The organism is Buchnera aphidicola (Hyadaphis tataricae) (assembly GCF_005081445.1).
GTDB classification, from domain to species: Bacteria; Pseudomonadota; Gammaproteobacteria; order Enterobacterales; family Enterobacteriaceae; genus Buchnera; species Buchnera aphidicola_AE.
This window is the reverse complement of the sequence record NZ_CP034873.1, coordinates 163,433-186,565: the sequence shown is the minus strand read 5'-3', so window position 1 is coordinate 186,565 and position 23,133 is coordinate 163,433. Positions and strand designations below refer to the sequence as shown.

The window sequence follows — 23,133 nt, the reverse complement described above, 5'->3', positions numbered from 1 at the left end:
TAATATTATTTCAACAATAAAAAACTATGTTTTCTTAATGATCTTCATGGTTTCCTGAGCTATAAATAATTCTTCATTTGTTGGAATAACAAACGCCGGACGCGAATCACATTCAGTAATCAATCCAGATTTTCCTAGTTTCAAACTATCGTTTAATGATACATTTACTTTAAAATTTAATAAAGATAGTTTGAAAAGAGTTAATTTTCGAATCAAGGGCACATTTTCTCCAATTCCACCGGTAAATACTAAAGCATCCAAACGATTTTTTAGCACAGATGTATACGAAGAAATGTATTTAGCTAATCTATGACAAAACACATTTACAGATCTTGTAGCGCTTTCGTCAATATCATAGTTTCTTTCAAAATAACGAAAATCACTACTCACTTCACTTAAACCTAATAACCCTGATTGTCTAGCCAAGATATTTTCAATATCATCAATTTTTATATTGAGTTTTTTATGCATAAAAAAGATAATAGAGGGATCGATATCTCCACTTCTAGTACCCATAACCAAACCTTCTAATGGGGTGAATCCCATAGAAGTGTCTATACAGACTCCATTGCAAATAGCAGAAACCGAAGCACCATTACCTAAATGACACGTTATAACATTTAATGAGTCAAAACTTTTTTTTAAAAAAATGCAGACTTTTTTTGCAACATAATTATGACTAATACCGTGAGCTCCATAACGTCGAATTCCATATTGTTTATAAAAAATATAAGGTATAGCATATAAAAATGCATGCTCCGGCATATTTTGATAAAAAGAAGTATCAAATACTGCTACATTTTTTTTTGATAATATTGGATATCTTTCTATGCATGATGTAATACCAATTAAATTCGCTGGATTATGTAGTGGTGCAAAGCAATTAGCTTCTTTAATATATTTTATTATTTTATCATCAATTAAAACAGATTTTTTTATTTTAGTTCCTCCATGTACTACTCTATGTCCTATTCCAACTAAATTTTTCAAAATGTTTTTTTTCTTTAATAAAATTTTTTCTATGATAAAATTTAAAGCGAATGTATAATCAATGTTAGAACCTATTTGGGTTTTATATTTTCTTTCTAAATATGTCCATGTAATATGTGTGTCTGACGAAAATAATCGTTCAATTAATCCAGATAAATATGTTTTTTCATTATCAGGATTTAATATTTTAAATTTTACAGAAGAACTGCCGCAGTTGAAAACTAGAATTAAATTTTTCAAATTGTTATCCATTTAACGTTTAATGTCGCTTTTTTTAAAAAACATGTAAATTTTTGTATAATAACTTCAAAAATATTAATTATTTATAAAAAATTATGAACCTGCAAAAAAAAATTATCAAGTTACTAAAAGTTAAACCAATCATTATAGCAGAAACAGAAATACATCGTCGTGTTGAATTTTTAAAACAGTATTTATTACAGTATTATCATTTAAAATCTTTAATTATTGCTGTAAGTGGCGGACAAGATTCAACATTAACTGGAAAATTATGTCAACAAACTATCGAAGAAATACGATATCAAAAAAAAGATATAAAATATCAATGTATTGCATTGCGATTGCCATATGGCGTTCAAAAAGATGAACAAGATTGTCAAGATGCTATTAACTTTATCAAACCAGATCAAATATTTAACATCAACATTAAAAGCGCAGTATTAAGTAGTCAAAGATCTTTAAAAAAATCTGGTATTATTATTTCAGACTATATTAGAGGCAATCAAAAATCTAGAGAAAGAATGAAAATACAGTATAGCATTGCTGCAGTTAAAAAAGGTTTAGTAGTTGGTACATGGCATGCATCAGAAGCTATTACTGGTTTTTTTACAAAATATGGTGATAATGGCACCGATATAAATCCTATTGCAACACTAAACAAAAGACAAGGAAGATTATTACTCGAACATCTTATGTGCCCCAAACATCTTTATTTAAAAGAACCAACAGCAGATCTTGAGGATAAACATCCACAAAAAGCAGATGAATCTGTTTTAGGCGTGACATATCAAGAAATTGATGATTATTTAGAAGGAAAAAACATACATATTGATAGAAAAAAAATTATTGAAAAATTGTACTTGAATACAATACATAAAAGAGATATACCCAATATTTAATATTATAATTTCATTAATGCAGCACAACTTTTTTTTGTTCAATAGCATGAATTTGTAATTTAATAATTTCACTAATAGGGTCTTCAGGACAATGTTCTACAAAATGAATTAAATCAGTTAAGGCAATATGATTACATTCCAACTGAATATATATTAAACCTCTATCGCGAATTTCATATGGATCATTTGGATCTATCTTTAACAATGCATTAGTAACATTTAGAGCTAATTCCATTTTTTTTTCTTCCATTAATGCAGATTTTAATATATCTAACATCTTGCGAATAACTGTAATAGACTCAGCTTTATATAAATCATTTTCATATAATTCTGCTGTAGGACTAATATTACCCTTTAACCACACTTCTAATATGTGTTTATCTAATATTTCTCCGTTAAATGGATTAATTAAATATTTTTTTTGATTAATCCAGTCTGATTTCAAAATAAGTTGTGTAGGAAACATAACAGGATATAAGGGTAACTTTAATACTTGTGCTATATGCAAAAATAAAATTCCTAAAGAAACAGCTGTACCTTCACGTGTTTTTAGAACATTATCTAGCCAGATTGTATCAGAAAGTTTATATATTCCGCTAGCTCCTCTGAAATTCCAATAGTGATAAAAAAGTTCTAATAATTTTTTTAATTTTTGATTTGGTTCATATGTAGATGCAATATAAGATTCTGCTTCAATGATTCTTTTTTTTAATTCAGATTGAACGAAGTTTATAGGAAAATCTTCTCGAATGATTTGAGAAACAGCAATAACAGATTCAAAAAGTGATAATTTAGAAAAATCTATATTAGAAAGAGATGTCATATTGTTAATAATCTTAATATTTTAAAAAATTAAAATTGATAAATGATAATATTATTATATATTTTATTAAAATATATTACATTGTTTTTTACTATAAATAATGTATTTTATTTTAAAAATATGAAAAAAAGATTGATCAATCATGTTTTTGTCCGATTGTAACACGATCATTTCCTCCATAATCTTTATAAGATGTAATACTAACATAGTTGTATCGTTTAAATAATTTTTGTACTTGTATTTTTTGTTTTGATCCGTGTTCTATAAGTAACCAACCCTTACTGAATAAATACTTTTGAGCTGTTTTTATTATATTTTGAATATCTGAAATACCATTTTTTTTAGATATAATAGAGGTAAACGGTTCAAAAAAAATATCTTTTTTTAGAAAAAAAAACTCTTTTTTGCTAACATATGGTGGATTACTTACAATAATATTAAATTTTTTATTTACAGATGAAAACCAATCACTAAAAAAAAATGAAACATTTTTAACATTTAATTTTGAAGCATTAATACGAGCTATTTTAAGAGCTTTTTCTGACTTATCAATTCCATTTATCATCCAAGTACTACAAGTACTTGCTAAAGCCAAAGAAATAGCTCCACATCCAGTTCCTAAATCAAGAATCGAACTATGAGTACTATTGATTTTAGAAATAGCTTGCTCGACCAAAATTTCTGTGTCAGGTCTGGGAATAAGAGTATCATATGATACAGTTAAAGATAAAGACCAAAATTCTTTTTCTTTAAAAATATATGCTATTGGTTCACCTAAAGATCTACGATGTATTAAAAAATTTAAATAATTATATTGATGTTTGCTAATTTTTATATTTTCAGAAACACAAATAAAACTACGAGCACATCCTAGAACATAACTTAATAAAAGTTCGCATTCATACTTTGGTTCATCTACATTCGATAAGATTTTAATTGCATTGTTTAACCAATTTTTAATGTTCATGATGGCGATTTGCATAGTGAAGAAAGCAAGTCAGCCTGATATTCTTTAATCATAGGTTCAATAAGTAATTCTAACTTTCCTTGCAAAACTTCGTTTAATTTGTATATGGTTAAATTAATTCTATGATCTGTAATTCTATTTTTTGGAAAATTATATGTTCTATTGCGATCTGATCGTTCACCACTCCCTAATAAAACACGTCTTATAGCAGAATTTTTTTGATGTGCTCGTTTCACTTTTTCTGCATGAATACGCGCTGATAAAATAGATAATGCTTTTGCTTTATTTTTATGTTGTGATCGTTCATCTTGACATTCTACGACATGTCCAGTAGGAATATGAGTAATACGAATAGCTGAATCAGTTGTATTAACATGCTGTCCTCCAGCTCCAGAAGAACGAAACGTATCAATTTTTAAATCAGAAGAATTAATTTCTTCCATTTTAGTTTTTTCTATCACTGGCATAATAGCTACAGTACAAGTAGATGTATGGATTCTTCCTTGTGATTCTGTTTGTGGCACTCTTTGAACTCGATGACCGCCGGATTCAAATTTTAAACGACCACAAGCACCCTTACCTGTAATTTTAGCAACAATCTCTTTAAATCCTCCTTTTTCACTTTCACTCATACTCATTACTTCTACCCGCCAACTACAAGATTCAGCATAACGAAGATACATTCTAAATAATTCACTTGCAAAAATTGAAGATTCATCTCCTCCAGTTCCCGCTCTAATTTCAATAAAACAACTATGTTCATCATTAGGGTCTTTCGGTATGAGTAATTGGTTTATTTTATTTTCTATTATTGCTTTTTTTTTCTTAAATAACAATAACTCTTCTTCTGCTAAGTCTTGTATTTCTAAATCATCAAATAAGGAATGAATATTTTTAATATCATTTTCTAATTGCTCCCATTCTATAAAAGTTTTAACAATTTCAGAAATTTTTAAGTATTCTTGAGACAATTGTTTTGAATATTCTTGATTTGATATAATGTTTTTTTGGGTAAGCAAAATTTCAATTTCTTGATAACGACTTCGTAAATATTTCAATTTATTTAAAATAGAATTATTCATTTTTTTTCCATGCATTCAAACATTGATAAAATAATTCATATTAATAATATATAATAATTATATTTAGATTGATAAAAAATGTTATTGTATTGAATACTATTTCAGTGAAACACTGAAAATTTTTTAATTAATATTTATTATATCATTTTTTAATAATTTTAATGACAATTTTTATAAAAACATTTTTCAAAAAACTCAATACACAGATTAACTAAAAACATGATTGATACATGGCCTTCACCTGCAAAAATTAATCTTTTCTTATATATTAATGGAAAACGTGCAGATGGTTATCATTATATACAAACTTTATTTCAATTGCTTGATTATAATGATACATTAAAGATTATTCCTAATAATAGTGGTAAAGTAGAATTATTTACTAAAAAAAAATCTCTTATTAATATAAAAAATACCATTTTTAGTGCTGCAAGAATATTAAAAGAAAAAGCATTGTTCTATAAAAACATTAATACTATTAATTTTGGAGCAAAAATATTTTTGACAAAAAATATTCCAATAGGAAGTGGATTAGGGGGAGCATCTTCTAATGCTGCAACTACTTTAATTGTATTGAATAAATTATGGGGTATACAATTTACATTAAAAGAACTAGCTTTATTTGGTCTTGAAATAGGCGCTGATGTTCCGATTTTTATTATTGGTCAAACTTCTGTCGGAGAAGAAATAGGCAACGTTTTGTATCCAATTTTAACAAAAGAAAAGTGGTATTTAGTTATATATCCAAATATTAACATATCAACGAAAAAGATATTTTCTAGTCCTTTTTTAAGAAGTAATACTCCAAAAAAATCTATTAAAACATTACTAAAGTCAACTTTTAGAAATGATTGTGAGCATGTAGTAACAAAACAATTCATCAAGATAAAAAAATTAATAACCATGTTATCTTTATATGCTCCTTCTCGAATAACCGGAACAGGATCATGCATTTTTTCCGAATTTAAAAATAAAAAATCTGCAGAAAAAATATTATTTTTATTACCTAAAAACATGAAAATATTCATTGTAAAAAGCATTAATACTTCACCGTTGCACGATCTACTATATAAAAACATATCTTGCTGAATAAATAACAGAATATTTTTAAAAAAAATTGGCATAGAGAAATATTTAATAATATCATATTATAACAAATACAATTACATAAAAGATAAGGTTTTTATGCCTGAAATTAAACTTTTCGCAGGAAATTCTATTCCTAAACTAGCGAAATTTATTGCGAATCGATTATATATTAATTTAAGTAATGCTTCTGTAGGTCGATTTAGTGATGGTGAAGTTAGCGTGCAGATCAATGAAAATGTAAGGGGTAGTGATGTATTTATTATTCAATCTACATGTCATCCTACTAATGATAATATAATGGAGTTGGTTGTAATGATTGACGCATTAAGAAGAGCCTCTGCTGGAAGAATAACATCAGTAGTACCGTATTTTGGATATGCACGTCAAGATCGTAGAGTGAGATCATCTAGAGTGCCTATAACAGCCAAAGTAGTTGCTGATTTTCTTTCTAGTGTTGGAGTAGACCGAGTTTTAACAGTAGATCTGCATGCAGAACAAATTCAAGGATTTTTTGATGTTCCAGTTGATAATGTTTTTGGTAGTTTGATTCTTTTAGAAGATATGCTTCAAAGAGAATTAAAAAATCCTATTGTTGTTTCTCCTGATATTGGTGGAGTTGTAAGAGCTCGAGCAATAGCTAAATTGCTATATGATACTGATATGGCCATTATAGATAAAAGAAGACCAAGAGCTAATGTTTCTCAAATTATGCATGTTATTGGTGATGTTGCAAATCGTGATTGTATTTTAGTAGATGATATAATAGATACAGGTGGTACTCTTTGTAAGGCAGCAGAAGCTCTGAAGGAAAGAGGAGCTAAGAGAGTATTTGCATATGCAACTCATCCTATTTTTTCTGGAAACGCCGCAAAAAATTTAAAAAATTCTGTTATTGATGAAGTAGTAGTATGTGATACTATTCCATTATCTCAAAACATTGAATCTTTATCTAACGTTCGAACACTCACTTTATCTGGAATGTTAGCGGAAGCTATAAGACGTATTAGCAATGAAGAATCTATATCTGCGATGTTTGAACATTAAATATTTGATACTAAGCACACATTAGTTTAATATTTTTTAAAATCAATGTGCTTAGTTTTTAAAAAATGGCAGATCACATCTGATCATATTGATTAAACATTTTTAAAAATACAGTTATTAGTATAGAATGCTTAACATAATTATCATAACCGACTTTATTAAAGTATTGTAAAATCCAAAGCAATAACATAACAAAAAAGATGCCCTTGATAATACCACATACACCGCCTAGGATTGTATTAACATGAGAAAGATGCATTTTTCTCATTATGCTTTTTAAAAATACATTTAACACATTTTTTACAAGAAAAAAAAACGCTATCATGAGAATAAAAAATTGTTTTTTAAAAAAAAGATATTGCAAAGACGCTTCATAGAACGAAAAAAAATAATAATAATTATCAAAAAAATAAAAATTAAAAAACCAAAAAAAAAAGAAAGGATTTCTTTACAAAAACCTCTAAATAAACCAAAAATAAAAGAAAAAAAAATAACAGAAACCATAATATAATCTATTGTTAACATATATTATTTTCCAAAATACTATTAAATCGCAATATTGTTTGATAGAATCACTTCTGAAATAGCAAAAAAAGAACCAAAAACTAAAATAACATCTTCTTTTTTTGCAATTTTATATGATGCACTATAAGCATCATGAATACTGTTAAAAAAAAATGTATTATTTTTCGGAAAACAGTTGTTCAATTGATTTATATTAGCTGTTCGTGAATGCTTTAAGGGAGCAGTATACCAATAATGGACTTGGTCTTTTAAACAATTGATTGTTTCTCTGATATTTTTATCGCGACACATTCCTACAACTGCATATATCTTTTTTTTAGAAAACAATTCATCTATTTTTTTAGACAAATGCAAGGCAGCATGTACATTGTGCGCGACATCAAGAACAATATAAGGAGCAGAAGAAATAACTTGAAATCTACCAGGCAATTTAACATGAGCAATAGTGTTTCTTATAATAGACTCATTAATTTTCAATCCTGAATAATATATAGCAGATAAAGCAAGAGCTGCATTAGACAATGGTATCTGAGTTAATGGTAAATCGTATAATGTGATATTTGAATGAATAAAATGCCAATGATCAGAGTGTTTTTTCCAAAACCAATCCAAATTTATTTTTTTTAATAATACTCCTATTTTTTTTGCTACTTTATTCATAGAATTTGGAATATTTTCCTCTCCAATTACAGAAATTTTATTACGTCTAAAAATACCTGCTTTTTCTCGTGCAATATTTGATCTTGTAAATCCTAACATATTAGTATGATCTATGCCTATATTAGTTATTATAGAAATATTAGAATCTACAATGTTAGTTGCATCCAATCTACCTCCAATGCCTACTTCTAATATAACAACATCTAATAAATATTTTTTAAACAAACTTAAAGCAGATAATGTACTAAACTCAAAATAACTCAATACACTATTTTTTCTTTCATATTCGACGAGTTTAAAAGAAGACACATGTTCTTCTTCCGTGAGACAACAACCATTAATTCTCACTCGTTCTAAATAACTCACAATATGAGGAGAAGTATATAATCCTACTCGATATCCTGCATTTAAGAATAATGTTTCTAACATAGTACAAGTTGTGCCCTTTCCGTTAGTACCAGACACAACAAAAACAAAAGCATCTAAATGTAATATATCTAGTTTTTTTGCTATAGATTTTAACTCAATCAAATTGATTACTTTTTTATTCGATTTTTCTAATTTTTTTAGCCAAATAGATAATAAAGATGTTTTATTAATCATATATTATGTTTATTATTGTTAAATATTAAGAATAAAAAAATGTTGCATAAAGCAGATAGATATTAATATCTTTTAAAAAATGTTGATATAATATAAAAATTTTTACTAATATGCATGATTTTAATACATGATGATTATAAATACTGTATATGATACAAAATACTCGAAAAAAATTTTTTGTATTGATTAACTAAAAATCTCTTAAAAAATATTAAAATCTTTACAAATCAAATAATTATTCAAGAAAAACGTATTGAATCATTGAAAAAAATTCTATTTTTTGAATAAAAAGTTCACTATTAAACTTTTTTCTAAACGTTAAATATGATGCACTTTATTCATCTATTGCTACATGATCAATGAATTCTGTTCTGTGTTAGAAATATTCCTGTTAAGATTGAAATCTTAAAAAAATCAAAAATATTCAATAAAATATATTAATGGAGTTGGGTATATACCAAATATTAAAAGCATGATTCCTGAAGATAATATCATTATTCCAGAAGGTGTAATGACCCAATGATCAAGCATATTAACATCATTTTTCAGTAATATTTTTGAAGTATCTAAATATAAATGCATAATAATTCTTAAATAACAAAAAAAACCAATTACAGAACTAATTAAAAAAGCTATACCTAATGTCCAAAAATGTTCTTTTATAATAATTGATAAAATATAAAATTTTCCAATAAACCCTAAAGTCATTGGAAAACCGGATAATGATAAAAAAATAAGAGTTAATATGATAGATAAGATTGGATTTGAAAAAAATAATCCATGATAAGAAGATATCAAATTAACATCTTTAATTTTTTTTGAACTAGAAATTAGACTCATTATACCAAAAAACGCTATATTACTAAACAAATAACTCAACAAATAAATAGAGCTCGCTTCTAAAGACAACGCGTAATTTTCTTTTGATACAAATAATACTGTCAACAAATAACTCATCTGAGATATTGAACAATAACCAAAAAATCGTTTAATATTATTTTGAAATAATGCCATAATATTTCCGATTAACATAGAAAAGAAAGCAATCAACATCATAATAATATATAATTTATTATTATTTAAAATATTTAGATGATATAAAAAATGCAATAAAACACCAAAAACAACAATCTTACTCACAGTCGAAAAAAAAGACAATGCTAATGATGAAGTACCGTGATAAATATCAGGAACCCATAAATGAAATGGAGCAATTGATAATTTAAATAATAAAGATATTAAAATCATGAAAAATCCAAAGAACAAAACTAATTTTTCATTTAAAGATGCAATATTTGTTATTTTTGAAATGTTATTAAAACTTAAACTACCGGATATAGAATAAATCCATGCAATACCAAATAACAAAAAACTAGATGCAACAACAGATAAAACAATATATTTAAAAGCAGCTTCTAAAGCATGCTTTTTATGACGAAAATAGGCAATCAAACCGAATATAGGAAGAGACATGAGTTCCATAGAAATAAACAAAGAAGACATATGATTAGCAATTATTGAAAACATAGCTCCTAAAGTAGATATTAAGATTAATAAATAAAATTCTTCTTTATTATCTTTATATTTTTCTAAATATGGATATGAAAAAATACATGTTGCAATAGATGCAAAAATAACCATTCCTATATATAAAACAGAGCAACTATCAATATAAAATAAGTTACTTATATTAATAGGTGTCATCGTTAACATTAAAGATAGTGAAAAGAATGAAAATGTTAAAAAAGAAATACTAAAAATAGAAATAACAGCATGATTTCGGTTATAAGAAATAGATAATGTTACTATTAAACAACCAAACATCACAATTAAAAAGGGTAAAAATACTGTTAATTGTTGTGTATTTGTTATCATTACGAATTATAACCTTATTTTAAAATAGAATTACGAAATTCGTTGTGAATACTATGTATAAAATTATGTGAAATATCTATAATATTTTGAGGATAAACTCCTAAAAAAATCACCATAAAAATTAATACGATGATTATCAATATGTCTTTTTGGTTCATAGAAAAAATAATTTCGGTTTTTTGGGGCACACCATAAAATATTTTTTTAATAATGTTCAAAGAATAAATAGAAGAAAAAACAATACTGATTGTTGCAAAAAAACATATCATTGGAAAATCTTTAAATATTCCAGATAAAACTAAAAATTCACCAATAAAATTACCTGTACCAGGAACACTTAAATTTGATAAAGAAAAAAATAAAACAAAACCAGGAACCCAATATATATTAGACCATAAACCTCCCATTTTACGAACATCATAAGTTTTTAACTGTTTATACAGTTGACCTGACAAAATACATAACGCTACATTAGATAAACTGTTAGATAAAATTTGAATTAATACACCTTGAAGAGCTATTTCATTGTTACTATAAATACCAATCAAAATCAATCCCATGTGAGAAATAGAAGAATAAGCAATTAATTTTTTGATATTATTTTGTGAAAAAGCAATCCAAGCACCGTAAAATATACTTATAAGACCCAAGCACATTGCAATTAACGCAAAATCTTTTGTTGCATTAGGAAAAAGTGCTAAATTATACCTTAAAAGAGCATAAGGAGCTGTTTTTAACAAAACACCTATAATTTCTACAGCACCACAATATGTAGATTGTACATGCACTTCTGAAAGCCATCCATGAAATGGAAAAATAGGCATTTTTATAGCAAAAGCTAAAAAAAAACCTAACATAATAATATATTCTATATTTTTATTGATTTCTTGATTAAGTAAGAAATGATAATTGAAAGTTAAAATATTAGTATTTTGATAACAAGTAAATACTAATAATAAAATAGAAGATAGTAATATCAAACCTGATATCTGACCATAAATAAAAAATTTTTTAGCTGCGCAATGTGAGTGTTCTTTTTGAATATCATTCCCCCATAAAGCAATTAAAAAATACATAGGAATCAACATTACTTCCCAAAAAAAGAAAAATAAAAAAAGATCCGAAGAAATAAATAAACCAATTACACAAGTTAAAGCTAACATAAAATTAAAATAAAAAAAACCTTCATGTTTTTTTATTTCACTCCATGCTGATAAAATAGCTATTAAGGATAGAGCAAAAGCAAAAATTAACATAACAATAGATAAACCATCAATTGCAATGTTAAAGTCAATTCCAAATTTTGGTATCCAAGGCACGTTGAATTGAATGTGATCACGAGCATCATTAAATACTCGAACAATGTCACAATGTTTTTGGAAAAAGATTTTTATTGAAATGAAAAAAGCACAAAGTATGCCTATTAAAGAAATCCAACGAGGTATATTTCTATTTAATTGATAAAAAATAACAGCGCAAACACCACTAAAAAAAGGGATAATAATCAATAAAGAAAGTAACATTCAAGGTATATTCCTATTGTTCACGATAAACGTTTAATTAATAAAATGATTTGTTTATTTTTAAGAAAAATGAATTTCATAATAACACAAAAAATAAATCAACATAAAAATCACATTTATACCGAATAGCATAGAGGCTACATACCATCTTATATAACCATTACTTGTTTTTAAAAGATAAAAGTTTACACTTTTTATAATGTTTATAAAAAATTTTGTAATTTTTTGCTTAACGGGATCATAAGATAATTTTTTAGATATAAATAAATAAAAATTTATAAAAGAAACTTGATATATCCAATCAAAATAACATCCATTTAGAAAAAAAAGATACGCTGTATTTATATATTTATTTTTTAAAACACGATTAATACAATATGGATTTTTAATCCATAAATAATAAGATAGATATATTCCAGAAATAGATAATATACTACATACCAGTTCTAATATTGTTTTATCTTCTACATGCGAAGAAAAAAACGGTAACACATGTCGTAATGAAGGATATATGTACCTTCCAAATAAAGTAGAGAAAAACAAAAGAATCAACAACGGCATATGATGCCAAAACGTTTTAGAAGAACGTGCGTATCGGTGACAAAAATTTTTGCCATGAAAAACAAGAAAAATCATTCTAAAGGTATATAAAGCTGTAAGAAAAGAACACAGCAAAGCTATCATAAAAAAATATAGATGACTATTTTGTAAAACATTAAACAAAATATTTCCTTTGCTATAAAATCCAGACGTCAATATAGGAAAAGAAATTAAAGAGCCACCACCAACAATAAAGCAAATATATAAAAAAGGTAGTTGTTTTCTTAATCCGCCTAATTTAAATATATTTTTTTCATTATTACAAGATGATATCAATGAACCTGCAGATAAAAATAATAATGCCTTAAAAATTGCATGCATAATCAAATGTGTAATAGCTGCAATCCATGCTTGTGCGCCTATTGCTAAAAACATATAACCAATTTGACTCATAGTTGAATAAGCTAAAATCTTTTTTATATCATATTGACATAAAGCAGACAAACTAGAAACAAATATTGTTACAACACCAATTATACTCATTAGATATAATATATTTGGAGTTAATACAAATAAAAAATACGTTCTTGATATTAAATAAACGCCGGCAGTGACCATAGTGGCTGCATGTATTAATGCAGAAACAGGACTAGGACCAACCATAGCATCAGACAACCAAGTATGAAATGGTAATTGTGCTGACTTTGCAAGCACACCTAAAAACAAAAAAAATGCAATTAAATTTAAATCATTAGAATCATCTAGATTAAAGAAATTTGATAAGAATTGCATTTCTTGAAAGTTAAACGTACCATATTTTTGATATATTAAAAATATTCCAAGCATTAAAAAAACATCAGAAATACGAGTTAAAATGAATGCTTTTAGAGCACAATAGTTATTATAATGATTAGTATAATAAAAACCAATTAAAAAGTAAGAGCATATGCTTACACCTTCCCATCCTACGTACATAAATAATAAGTTATCAGCTAATACTAAAATTGACATACTTGCTATAAATAGATTCGTATATGCAAAAAAACGTGAATAACCTTCTTTGGAATGCATATACCAAGAACTAAAAATATGTATTAACAGTCCAATTCCTGTAACCATCAATAACATACTTAAAGATAGTTCATCCAATAAAATACCAAAATCCATTTTAAATTCATTAATAATTACCCAGTTCCATAATTTTTGCACAAAACATGAATCATTGTTTTGAATTAAATTTCTTCCATAAAGAAAGGTAATTAAAAATGGTATTAATATTGAACTTATTCCTATTAGAGAAGTATTTTTTTTAGAAATTTTTCCTTGTAAGCAAGCTAACAACACAAATCCAATTAGTGGAAATAGAAGAATCAAAAAAATAATATTCATCCATGCATCTCACTCAAAATATCAACATTTAATGTTTTGTGACGTTTATAAAATTGTAATAATAATGCTAATGCGATACTAGCTTCCGATGCAGCTAAAGTTATAACAAAAATATACATTATTTGACCATCAGGTTGTTGCCAATAACTTCCAGCACATACTAATGCTAACCCTACAGCATTTATCATTATTTCTAAACTAATTAATATAAATAATATGTTACGCCGAATCATTAATGAAGTTAAACCTAAAATGAATAATACTAAAGATAAAAATAATCCTTGAAACAAAGAAATCATAAATTATTATCCTTCGTAAATATTAATAAAGTCATTATTTTTTAAAAATATTTTTTTTATTTGAACCAATATGAAACACAACAACAATTGCAGAAAATAATAGAACAGAGGATAACTCAACTAATAACACATAGGGCCCAAACAAACCAATACCTACAATTTTTGAGTCCATCATAATACCAGTTATTTTTTTAAACTTTAAACAAAATAAAATATACGTCATAGATAAAAATAACATTAGTAACAACATTCCAGGAAAGATCCAAAAAGAAGATGAAAAAAGATTTTCTTTTTTTGAATATTTTGTACTATTAATGTTTAACATCATAATTACAAAAACAAATAAAACTATAATCGCTCCAGCATAAATAATCACTTCTAAAGCACCTGCAAAAAAAGCTCCAATTGAAAAGAAAACACCTGCTACAGATAAAAGAGACACAATTAAATATAATAAAGCATACACTGCATTTTTTTGAACAATCACACAAATAGTAGAAATAACAGATATAATAGAGCAAATGTAAAAAAGATATTGCATGAATTCTTTCCTTATGGTAACAAATCCTTAACACTAATAGGTTGGGATTCACAATCTAATGAACCTGTTTTTTTATCTTTTTTAGATACACCAGAAAAATGATAAAAATCATAATCGGGATATTTACCAGGACCAGATATTAGTAAATCTTCTTTTTCATAAACTAAATTCTGTCTTTTAAAATCAGATAATTCAAAATCAGCAGTGAGTTGAATGGCTGCTGTAGGGCATGCTTCTTCGCACAAACCACAAAATATACAACGAGAAAAATTAATTTTAAAAAATTCTGGATACCAACGACCATCTTTTGTTTCTGATTTTTGCAAAGAAATGCAATCTACAGGACATACAACTGCGCATAAATTACATGCAACACAACGTTCTTGTCCATCTAAATTACGAGTTAATATGATACGTCCTCTATAACGAGGAGGAAGATATACTTTTTCTTCAGGATATAATTGTGTTTCAGGTTTTGAGAAAATGTTTTTACCAACCATTAAAATACTTCTGATTTGTGTAAAAAAACCAATAATAATACTTTTTAAATTCATAAAATAAAATATCTCTTAAAAAATCACAATAAAACAAAAAAAGCAGTTAAAAGTAAATTAAATAATGTTAATGGTAAACAAAATTTCCATCCAAAATCTAACATTTGATCATATCTTGGTCTTGGCAAAGATGCTCGTACCAAAATAAACATAAAAATAAAAAATATTGTTTTTAGAAAAAACCATATAAATCCTGGTGCCCAAGGTCCTAATCCACCACCAAAAAACATCGCGACTATTAAAGATGAAATAGTAATGATAGAAATATATTCACCAATAAAAAACAAACCAAATTTCATACCAGAATATTCAATATGATAACCATCTGCTAATTCTTGTTCAGATTCGGGTTGGTCAAAAGGATGTCTATGACATACAGCTAAACCTGCTATAAAAAAAGTGACAAAACCAAAAAATTGCGGAAAAACATTCCACATCTCTTTTTGATTGTTTATAATATCTAAAACATTAAATGATCCTGCTCGAATAACTACACCCATTAATGATAATCCCAAAAATACTTCATAACTTAAAGTTTGAACACATGCTCGCATAGCTCCTAATAGTGAATATTTATTATTGCTAGACCAACCAGCAAATAAGACAGAATATACAGATAAACTCGACATCATTAAAAAAAACAAAATTCCTATATTCAGGTTAATAATTAAAAAATTTGATGAAAATGGAATAATTGGAATAACACAAAGCAAAGAAACAAAAGCGATAATTGGAGATAATACAAAAACAAACTTTCTACTAAATGGAGGTATCCAATCTTCTTTGAATATAATTTTGATCATATCAGCGCATAATTGTAAACTTCCCATCCAACCAACACGATTAGGTCCATATCTATTTTGAAAAATGGCTAATAATCTGCGTTCGACTACGCTTAACATAGCAGCAAAAAACACTACAGACAGTAAAACAAAAACAACTTTTGAAGAAGAGAAAACAATGTTTAATATATTTGTTTTTAGGAAAATCATGTAACGCATTCCTGTAAAAGGGTAATTTTTTTACCGACAAGAGCAATAGGAAAGCCTTTTCGTCCTATAGGTAATCCTATTTGTTTTTCACATAAATTTTTAGATAAACGTATATTTAACTGATAATCATGATTTAAACAAGAAAATTTTATTGTAGAATTGTCTTGTAAACCTAATTTTATTCCATCTAAAACATTCATTAAAGCGTAGGATCTAGGTATATTTTCTTGTATTACAGAAGAATATTGAGTTAATTCTTCATTACCAAATAAATAATAATAAGGAACAACATACCAGTGTTGTTTTGATCTAGAGATGAATGTTAAAATTGAATCAAAACAAAACTGTTTTGATTTTTCATTTTTTTTAAAAAGATGTGTTCCAGAACTGCCAGATATTAAATTTTTACCTATTCTAGTTTGAAATTTATTCCATGCTTGAGGAGAATTCCAGCCAGGAAACCATGCAAACGGTATATGAGTGATTGATTTGTTTGGTTGATTATACCCTTCCATAGAAAACGAAAACATCGTATTTATATCTTTAGGTTGGGATGGCTCATGAATATCAATATTAGAACGTAAAACGGTTCTACCGCTGTATCTAATTGGAGATCGAGCTACTTTCTGATCAATAAAACGAAAATTAGAATCGGGTTCGTTTTTTATAATATTTTGAAATATAGGATATTTTTTAATATATGCATGAGTGATATCATCTAAATTCTTCCAATATATTTTTGTTTTGTTAATTTTTGATTGAATATATTGTAGCCATCTCCAACTATCAAAAAGACAATTAGTGTTATCATAAAAAATCGGATCATAAACTTGAAAAAAACGTTGCGCTCTTCCTTCAAAATTGATTATTGTACCAGAACTTTCTGCAAAACTAGTCGAAGGTAAGGTTAACCCAGATTTTTGATAAGTATCAGTATACTGATGATCTATAGTAATTATTTTTTCAGGGTTTTGAAATAAGCAATCAACGTCTTTTTTAGAAATAAAGCGATACAAATCATATTCCATACAACATATAGCATCCGCATTCTTTTCTTTAAATGCTTTTATTGCAGATTCTATAGACATACCACCAATGATCCCTGCACCCAATGTATTAGCAGACGGTGTTAAAAAAGTAAGGCCGACATGATTATTTGCATCATTGCATTGTATAGCAGAAGCAACATTAATTGCGGCTTGAATAATAGAGCTACTAAAAGAATGTGAACCTGAAACAACTAATATTTTTTTTGACACAGTTATTCGATTTGCTATTAAAGATGCTTGTTTCTTTAAAACATTACTTAAATTAAAAATTTTTGGGAATCTTTTATCTAACTCATGAGCGATTGCGCAAGAAAAATTAACCTGTTCATCAATAGAAGCGAAATAACACCATTCGGCAATGTTATCTAGTTTACTTTCATGTGTATGCATGATATATAAAGGGTTTTTATTGTCTTCTGAAATGTGATTAATAGGAGAAGAATGCCATTTTGGTAGTCCATAAAATTCTGATTTTTTATATGCTTTATTTTTTACCGCTTGACGTATTGCTAGAGCAATTCTTGGAGCAGTATGTGTAACATCTTCTCCAATAACTAAAATAAGATCATAACTCTCGATTTCTTTTAAAGACGGAACATATACATTACTATTTTGCAAAAAATCTAAAATTAATTTAACACAATCCTGTTCTTTTTCAGACATTCCATTAGAAAAATTGTCTTTTCCAACTAAGTCTTGCAATGCAAAATTATTTTCTATACTTGCTCTAATAGAACCAATACCAATAACACGCTTATATTTTTGAAAGAAAAGAGATCCAAGATCGATAGCCTGTTCAAAATTTAAGATATTTAACGTTTTTTGATTTTCTAAATAAGCAGGATTTTTTGGACGATCATGTAAATTTAAATGAGAATGACCAAATCTACCAAGATCACAAATCAAGTAATGATTAATATCTTCATGATATCTGTTTTCTACACGACGTACTTCACCATATCGTTCTCCAATACTAATATTACACCCAATACTACAATTATGACATATTCCTGGGCCATATTGCATATCCCATTTACGATTATATCTTTTAGAGTGAATTTTATCTGTAAATACTCCAGTCGGACACAACTCAATTAAATTTCCAGAATGTTCATTTTCTAAACAACCATCTTCAATTCTTCCAAAATAAATATTATTATTAGAGCCATAAACTCCAAAATCTGATCCATTTGCATAATCATTATAAAATCTAACACAACGATAGCAAGTAATACAACGATTCATTTCATGTTTAATAAACGATCCTAAATATTGATTTTTATGTGTTCTTTTTTTGAATCGATAACTTCGTCTATTATGTTGCGTCATAACAGTCATATCTTGTAGATGACAATGACCACCCTCTTCGCATACAGGACAATCATGTGGATGATTCGTTAACAAAATCTCTATAATTGATTTTCTAAAAACTTCTGATTCAGGATCATTAATAGAAATAATGGAACCATCTTTTGCAGGAGTCATACAAGACATAACTAATCTACCTTTAACATCCTGTAAATTATTATATTGTGTTACAGCACATTGACGACATGCGCCTAAACTGCCTAATAAAGGATGCCAACAAAAATAAGGGATATTAAAACCGGCAGATAAACAAACTTGAAGTAAATTTTCTGATTCATCTGCATCGTACAATTTTCCGTTTATATAAATTTTAGCCATATTAAAATCATTCCAAAACTTTTTTTTTAAATAAGTTTTTCATTAAAAATCAAACATTAAAACATCGTTACTAAAGCAAAAACATGGATTAAAGAAAATTCGATTGAATACCTAAAATGTGTTTATTGAAATTAGTTTTTTTCAAACTTATACCATCTTCGAATTCAGAACGAAAATATTTTAAAGCACTTTGCAAAGGTTCTATAGCGCCTGGTGCATGAGCACAAAATGTTTTTCCTGGACCTAAATGTATACATAATCTTTCTAAAGTACTTATATCATTTTTATGCCCTTCATGCTGCATTAAACTTTTTAATATTTTTACGATCCATGGAAGTCCATCTCGACATGGTGTGCAAAAACCACATGATTCACGAGAAAAAAATTTTTCTAAGTTATAAACAAGTGAAACCATGTTAGTTTTGTTATCAACAGCCATAGAAATAGCGGTTCCTAATCGACTACCTGCTTCACTAATATCTTGAAAACTCATTGGTAAATCTAAATGTTTCTCAATTAAAAAATCGGTTCCAGCACCACCAGGCTGCCATGCCTTTAAAGATAATCCAGATTGCATTCCACCTGCATATTTCTCTAAAACCTCTCTTGCAGTAGTGCCAAAAGGTAATTCCCAAACACCAGGATTATTTACTCTCCCAGAAAAACCCATCAATTTAGTGCCGTGATCATTACTTTTAGACAAATTTTTATACCAATGTGTACCATACAACAGAATAGATGGAATATTACATAAAGTCTCCACATTATTTACACAAGTGGGTTTTCCCCAAAGACCAAAGACAGCTGGAAAAGGAGGTTTAGATCTTGGGTTAGCTCTGCGACCCTCCAATGCATTAATCAAAGCAGTTTCTTCTCCACAAATATATCTTCCAGCACCAGTATGTAAAATCAATTCACAATTAAAATTACTTCCTAAAATATTAAATCCTATATACCCAGAATATATAGCTTCTTGTATAGCCGTTTTTAAAATATGTTCTGCTCGTATGTATTCTCCTCTTAAAAAAATGTACGCACGAAAAGCTTTTAATGCATATGCAGATAATACAATTCCTTCAATTAATTGATGAGGAAGTTGTTCTATTAATAATCTATCTTTGTATGTTCCTGGCTCCATTTCATCAGCATTACAAATTAAATAACGAGATGATGAAGAAAGACTATTTTGAGACATTAAACTCCATTTAAGACCGGTAGAAAAACCAGCTCCGCCTCTTCCTTTTAAACCAGATTCTTTAACAAGGTTAATTACCTCTTCTGGATGCATGTATTTCAATACTTTTTTTAAAGATTTATAACCATTTTTACTACAATATTCTTGAATCCAAACAGTTTTTTGATCGTGTCTTAATCTCCAAGTTAAGGGATGTGTTTCAGCAGTATAGAAAACTTTTTTCATATATATTGTTCCAATAATTTAATTATAGATTCTGGATTAACACGAGAATATGTATCATCGTTTATCATAATAGTTGGAGCTTTATCACAATTTCCTAAACAGCACACTGGCAATAAAGTATATCTATTATCTTTAGTTGTCTGTCCAATTTTTATGTTTAGATAATCTTCTAAAACAAGTTTGATTGTTTTATAATCTTGCAGAAAACAAACAACACTATCACAATAACGAATAATATTACGACCGACTGGCTGACGAAAAATTTGACTGTAAAAAGTAGCAATTCCTTCGATTTCACTGGGAGTAATTTGAAGTATTTTAGAAATGGCTTGAATGGCTTGATCAGAAACCCAACCTCTATTTTTCTGAACAATTTTTAATGCTTCTATAGCAATAGCCCGATAATTTTCATAATATTTTTTTTGATGTTCTATTTCATTAATTTCTTCATTTGTTAATACAAATTTTGTAGAAATTATTCTTAATTGATTTTTTTTTTATACATAATTATCTATCCACATCAGACATGACAAAATCTATACTACCTAAATATGCAATTAAATCTGATATTAAATTTCCACGAATTACTGAAGGTATTTGTTGTAAGTGTGGAAAGCTAGGAGTACGTATTCTTGTACGATAACTCATCGTTCCACCATCACTAATTAAGTAATAACTGTTAATTCCTTTTGTAGCTTCAATCATTTGAAAAGCTTCGTTTTGTGGAATAACTGGACCCCAAGAAACCTGTAAAAAATGATAAATCAGGTTGTCTATATTTTGTAATACACCTTCTTTTGCAGGCGGTGTAGTTAATGGGTGTTCAGCTTTAAAAGGACCTGTTGGCATATTATGCAAACATTGTTTTAATATAATAAGGCTTTGATAAATTTCTTCAACTTTAATCATCACTCTAGAGTAGCAATCACTTATTCCTGTTCCTACAGGTACTTCAAAATCGTAATTTTGATATCCAGAATATGGTCGCCACTTTCTTACATCAAAATTTAAACCTGTAGCGCGTAAACCTGCTCCCGTGACACCCCATTTTAATGCTTCTTGTTGATTATATCCAGCAATTCCTTTAGATCGATGAATTAAAATACTATTTTTCAAAGACATTGTTGTATAATATTTCAGTCTTTTTGGCATCCAATTAAGAAAATCTTGTAATAATGTATCCCAACCATTAGGAAGATCATGAGCCACTCCTCCAATACGAAACCAAGCTGGATGCATACGAGCTCCTGTAATGGCTTCAATTAAATCGTATATTTTTTGACGATCAGTAAAAGCAAAAAAAACAGGTGTCATGCAACCAACATCTTGAATGAAAGTAGAAATATAAAGCAAATGACTATTAATTCTAAATAATTCAGATATCATCACTCGAATCACTTCTGCTTTTTCAGGAACTAAAATATTAGACAATTTTTCAACAGCTAGAACATAGGGCATTTCATTTATACAACCACCTAGATATTCAATCCGATCAGTATATGGAATGTAACTATGCCATGATTGGCGTTCTGCCATTTTTTCAGCACCTCGATGATGATAACCAATATCCGGAACACAATCTACAATATTCTCACCATCTAGTTGTAAGACAATTCTAAACGCTCCATGAGCCGAAGGATGATTAGGACCTAAATTCAAAAACATAAATTCTACATTATCATGCACACGCTTCATACCCCAAGACTCAGGTGTAAATTTTAAATCTTCCATTTCTAAATCTTCTTTTACTTCATTTAAAAAATAAGGTTCATGTTCTGTCGCTCTTGCCGAGTAATTTTTTCTTAATGGATGTCCAATCCAATTTTTAGGCATAATAATACGAGTTAAATTAGGATGTTTATCAAAAACAATACCAAACATATCCCAAATTTCACGTTCATACCAATTTGCATTAGGGAATAAATCTGTAAATGTTGGTAAAATTAAATCATTACTTAATAGCGGAACTTTAATCATAATATCAGAATTACGTTCTATGGAGATCAAATGATAAAATACTGAAAAATCTACTGTCGGTAAATTTTGTTTATGTAATCGAAAACGTTCGTCTATACCATGTAAATCATAAAGCATATTATATGGACGAGATAAATTGGACAAAAATCTTCCTACTTTTATTAACAGTATTTTATTCAACCATACAATAGGAAACTCAGTTATTGCATTTTGCACAAAAATAGAGTCCTGTCCAAATTCATCTAATAAACTTTTTATTACTGAATTATTCATGCCTGACTTAAAAGAATTTTTATGACAACATCGTTTATATTTTTCATTTACATTTATCATAGATTACTCATTTTACTGATTTTAAAAAATAAA

The 23,133-nt window shown here is 27.5% G+C and carries 20 protein-coding genes; 3 read left to right on the top strand and 17 right to left on the bottom strand.

Going from position 1 to position 23,133, the window contains the following annotated elements; translation table 11 throughout:
• Positions 1-24: 24 nt before the first annotated feature.
• Positions 25-1,242, bottom strand: coding sequence for an acetate kinase (locus tag D9V69_RS00865; RefSeq protein WP_158356461.1), 1,218 nt, complete (start codon positions 1,240-1,242; stop codon positions 25-27).
• An 83-nt stretch (positions 1,243-1,325) separates the two neighbouring features.
• On the opposite strand from D9V69_RS00865, the gene nadE reads away from it, so the two are divergent.
• Positions 1,326-2,129: an ammonia-dependent NAD(+) synthetase gene (nadE, locus tag D9V69_RS00860; RefSeq protein WP_158356460.1), complete on the top strand. Its 804-nt coding sequence runs from the start codon at positions 1,326-1,328 to the stop codon at positions 2,127-2,129.
• A 13-nt stretch (positions 2,130-2,142) separates the two neighbouring features.
• Here the strand turns inward: nadE and sirB1 are convergent, their stop codons facing one another.
• The 3 genes from sirB1 to prfA all read right to left on the bottom strand — a co-directional run bounded on the left by sirB1 (position 2,143) and on the right by prfA (position 5,001).
• Positions 2,143-2,952 carry an invasion regulator SirB1 gene (gene sirB1 / locus D9V69_RS00855; protein ID WP_158356459.1) on the bottom strand — a complete coding sequence of 270 codons (810 nt, stop codon included), beginning with the start codon at positions 2,950-2,952 and terminating at the stop codon, positions 2,143-2,145.
• A 136-nt stretch (positions 2,953-3,088) separates the two neighbouring features.
• Complete coding sequence (prmC, locus tag D9V69_RS00850; protein ID WP_158356458.1) at positions 3,089-3,919, bottom strand: peptide chain release factor N(5)-glutamine methyltransferase; 831 nt, start codon at positions 3,917-3,919, stop codon at positions 3,089-3,091.
• Complete coding sequence (gene prfA, locus D9V69_RS00845) at positions 3,916-5,001, bottom strand: peptide chain release factor 1 (protein WP_158356457.1); 1,086 nt, start codon at positions 4,999-5,001, stop codon at positions 3,916-3,918. Before prfA ends, prmC begins: the two co-directional genes overlap by 4 nt.
• Before the next feature lie 219 nt (positions 5,002-5,220).
• Here prfA and ispE point away from each other — a divergent pair, with 219 nt between their 5' ends.
• Both ispE and D9V69_RS00835 read left to right on the top strand, forming a co-directional pair.
• Positions 5,221-6,090: a 4-(cytidine 5'-diphospho)-2-C-methyl-D-erythritol kinase gene (gene ispE / locus D9V69_RS00840; protein WP_158356456.1), complete on the top strand. Its 870-nt coding sequence runs from the start codon at positions 5,221-5,223 to the stop codon at positions 6,088-6,090.
• 96 nt (positions 6,091-6,186) lie between these two features.
• Positions 6,187-7,134: a ribose-phosphate pyrophosphokinase gene (locus tag D9V69_RS00835; protein WP_158356455.1), complete on the top strand. Its 948-nt coding sequence runs from the start codon at positions 6,187-6,189 to the stop codon at positions 7,132-7,134.
• A 73-nt stretch (positions 7,135-7,207) separates the two neighbouring features.
• Here D9V69_RS00835 and D9V69_RS03160 read toward each other — a convergent pair whose 3' ends face one another.
• From D9V69_RS03160 to nuoC, 13 genes are all read right to left on the bottom strand, one after another.
• Positions 7,208-7,459 (bottom strand): CvpA family protein, encoded by a 252-nt coding sequence (locus D9V69_RS03160; protein ID WP_410051804.1) that lies wholly within the window; start codon positions 7,457-7,459, stop codon positions 7,208-7,210.
• 221 nt (positions 7,460-7,680) lie between these two features.
• A complete protein-coding gene (folC, locus tag D9V69_RS00825) occupies positions 7,681-8,922 on the bottom strand; it encodes a bifunctional tetrahydrofolate synthase/dihydrofolate synthase (RefSeq protein WP_158356453.1) in 1,242 nt (413 codons plus the stop codon).
• A 414-nt stretch (positions 8,923-9,336) separates the two neighbouring features.
• Complete coding sequence (locus D9V69_RS00820) at positions 9,337-10,797, bottom strand: NADH-quinone oxidoreductase subunit N (RefSeq protein WP_158356452.1); 1,461 nt, start codon at positions 10,795-10,797, stop codon at positions 9,337-9,339.
• A gap of 14 nt (positions 10,798-10,811) precedes the next feature.
• Positions 10,812-12,320, bottom strand: coding sequence for a NuoM family protein (locus tag D9V69_RS00815; protein ID WP_158356451.1), 1,509 nt, complete (start codon positions 12,318-12,320; stop codon positions 10,812-10,814).
• Positions 12,321-12,380: 60 nt separating this feature from the next.
• Entirely contained in the window at positions 12,381-14,249 is a 1,869-nt protein-coding gene (nuoL, locus tag D9V69_RS00810; RefSeq protein ID WP_158356450.1) for an NADH-quinone oxidoreductase subunit L, read from the bottom strand.
• Positions 14,246-14,548 (bottom strand): NADH-quinone oxidoreductase subunit NuoK, encoded by a 303-nt coding sequence (gene nuoK, locus D9V69_RS00805; RefSeq protein ID WP_158356449.1) that lies wholly within the window; start codon positions 14,546-14,548, stop codon positions 14,246-14,248. Before nuoK ends, nuoL begins: the two co-directional genes overlap by 4 nt.
• Positions 14,549-14,582: 34 nt before the next feature.
• Positions 14,583-15,089, bottom strand: coding sequence for an NADH-quinone oxidoreductase subunit J (gene nuoJ, locus D9V69_RS00800; protein WP_158356448.1), 507 nt, complete (start codon positions 15,087-15,089; stop codon positions 14,583-14,585).
• A gap of 11 nt (positions 15,090-15,100) precedes the next feature.
• Entirely contained in the window at positions 15,101-15,643 is a 543-nt protein-coding gene (gene nuoI, locus D9V69_RS00795) for an NADH-quinone oxidoreductase subunit NuoI (protein WP_158356447.1), read from the bottom strand.
• A 23-nt stretch (positions 15,644-15,666) separates the two neighbouring features.
• Positions 15,667-16,635 (bottom strand): NADH-quinone oxidoreductase subunit NuoH, encoded by a 969-nt coding sequence (gene nuoH / locus D9V69_RS00790; protein ID WP_158356446.1) that lies wholly within the window; start codon positions 16,633-16,635, stop codon positions 15,667-15,669.
• Positions 16,632-19,370: an NADH-quinone oxidoreductase subunit NuoG gene (gene nuoG, locus D9V69_RS00785; protein ID WP_158356445.1), complete on the bottom strand. Its 2,739-nt coding sequence runs from the start codon at positions 19,368-19,370 to the stop codon at positions 16,632-16,634. Before nuoG ends, nuoH begins: the two co-directional genes overlap by 4 nt.
• 88 nt (positions 19,371-19,458) lie before the next feature.
• Positions 19,459-20,790: an NADH-quinone oxidoreductase subunit NuoF gene (nuoF, locus tag D9V69_RS00780; protein ID WP_158356444.1), complete on the bottom strand. Its 1,332-nt coding sequence runs from the start codon at positions 20,788-20,790 to the stop codon at positions 19,459-19,461.
• The gene (gene nuoE, locus D9V69_RS00775) at positions 20,787-21,266 is read right to left on the bottom strand and encodes an NADH-quinone oxidoreductase subunit NuoE (protein WP_158356845.1); all 480 of its coding nucleotides are present in this window, start codon (positions 21,264-21,266) and stop codon (positions 20,787-20,789) included. Before nuoE ends, nuoF begins: the two co-directional genes overlap by 4 nt.
• Before the next feature lie 31 nt (positions 21,267-21,297).
• Positions 21,298-23,100, bottom strand: a complete 1,803-nt coding sequence (nuoC, locus tag D9V69_RS00770) for an NADH-quinone oxidoreductase subunit C/D (RefSeq protein ID WP_158356443.1) — start codon at positions 23,098-23,100, stop codon at positions 21,298-21,300.
• Between the last annotated feature and the right edge of the window lie 33 nt (positions 23,101-23,133).

Bases quoted from the DNA above. Each gene is read 5' to 3' on its own strand.
- D9V69_RS00865 (WP_158356461.1), bottom strand. From the start codon at position 1,242: ATGGATAACAATTTGAAAAATTTAATTCTAGTTTTCAACTGCGGCAGT.
- nadE (WP_158356460.1), top strand. From the start codon at position 1,326: ATGAACCTGCAAAAAAAAATTATCAAGTTACTAAAAGTTAAACCAATC.
- sirB1 (WP_158356459.1), bottom strand. From the start codon at position 2,952: ATGACATCTCTTTCTAATATAGATTTTTCTAAATTATCACTTTTTGAA.
- prmC (WP_158356458.1), bottom strand. From the start codon at position 3,919: ATGAACATTAAAAATTGGTTAAACAATGCAATTAAAATCTTATCGAAT.
- prfA (WP_158356457.1), bottom strand. From the start codon at position 5,001: ATGAATAATTCTATTTTAAATAAATTGAAATATTTACGAAGTCGTTAT.
- ispE (WP_158356456.1), top strand. From the start codon at position 5,221: ATGATTGATACATGGCCTTCACCTGCAAAAATTAATCTTTTCTTATAT.
- D9V69_RS00835 (WP_158356455.1), top strand. From the start codon at position 6,187: ATGCCTGAAATTAAACTTTTCGCAGGAAATTCTATTCCTAAACTAGCG.
- D9V69_RS03160 (WP_410051804.1), bottom strand. From the start codon at position 7,459: ATGATAGCGTTTTTTTTTCTTGTAAAAAATGTGTTAAATGTATTTTTA.
- folC (WP_158356453.1), bottom strand. From the start codon at position 8,922: ATGATTAATAAAACATCTTTATTATCTATTTGGCTAAAAAAATTAGAA.
- D9V69_RS00820 (WP_158356452.1), bottom strand. From the start codon at position 10,797: ATGATAACAAATACACAACAATTAACAGTATTTTTACCCTTTTTAATT.
- D9V69_RS00815 (WP_158356451.1), bottom strand. From the start codon at position 12,320: ATGTTACTTTCTTTATTGATTATTATCCCTTTTTTTAGTGGTGTTTGC.
- nuoL (WP_158356450.1), bottom strand. From the start codon at position 14,249: ATGAATATTATTTTTTTGATTCTTCTATTTCCACTAATTGGATTTGTG.
- nuoK (WP_158356449.1), bottom strand. From the start codon at position 14,548: ATGATTTCTTTGTTTCAAGGATTATTTTTATCTTTAGTATTATTCATT.
- nuoJ (WP_158356448.1), bottom strand. From the start codon at position 15,089: ATGCAATATCTTTTTTACATTTGCTCTATTATATCTGTTATTTCTACT.
- nuoI (WP_158356447.1), bottom strand. From the start codon at position 15,643: ATGAATTTAAAAAGTATTATTATTGGTTTTTTTACACAAATCAGAAGT.
- nuoH (WP_158356446.1), bottom strand. From the start codon at position 16,635: ATGATTTTCCTAAAAACAAATATATTAAACATTGTTTTCTCTTCTTCA.
- nuoG (WP_158356445.1), bottom strand. From the start codon at position 19,370: ATGGCTAAAATTTATATAAACGGAAAATTGTACGATGCAGATGAATCA.
- nuoF (WP_158356444.1), bottom strand. From the start codon at position 20,790: ATGAAAAAAGTTTTCTATACTGCTGAAACACATCCCTTAACTTGGAGA.
- nuoC (WP_158356443.1), bottom strand. From the start codon at position 23,100: ATGATAAATGTAAATGAAAAATATAAACGATGTTGTCATAAAAATTCT.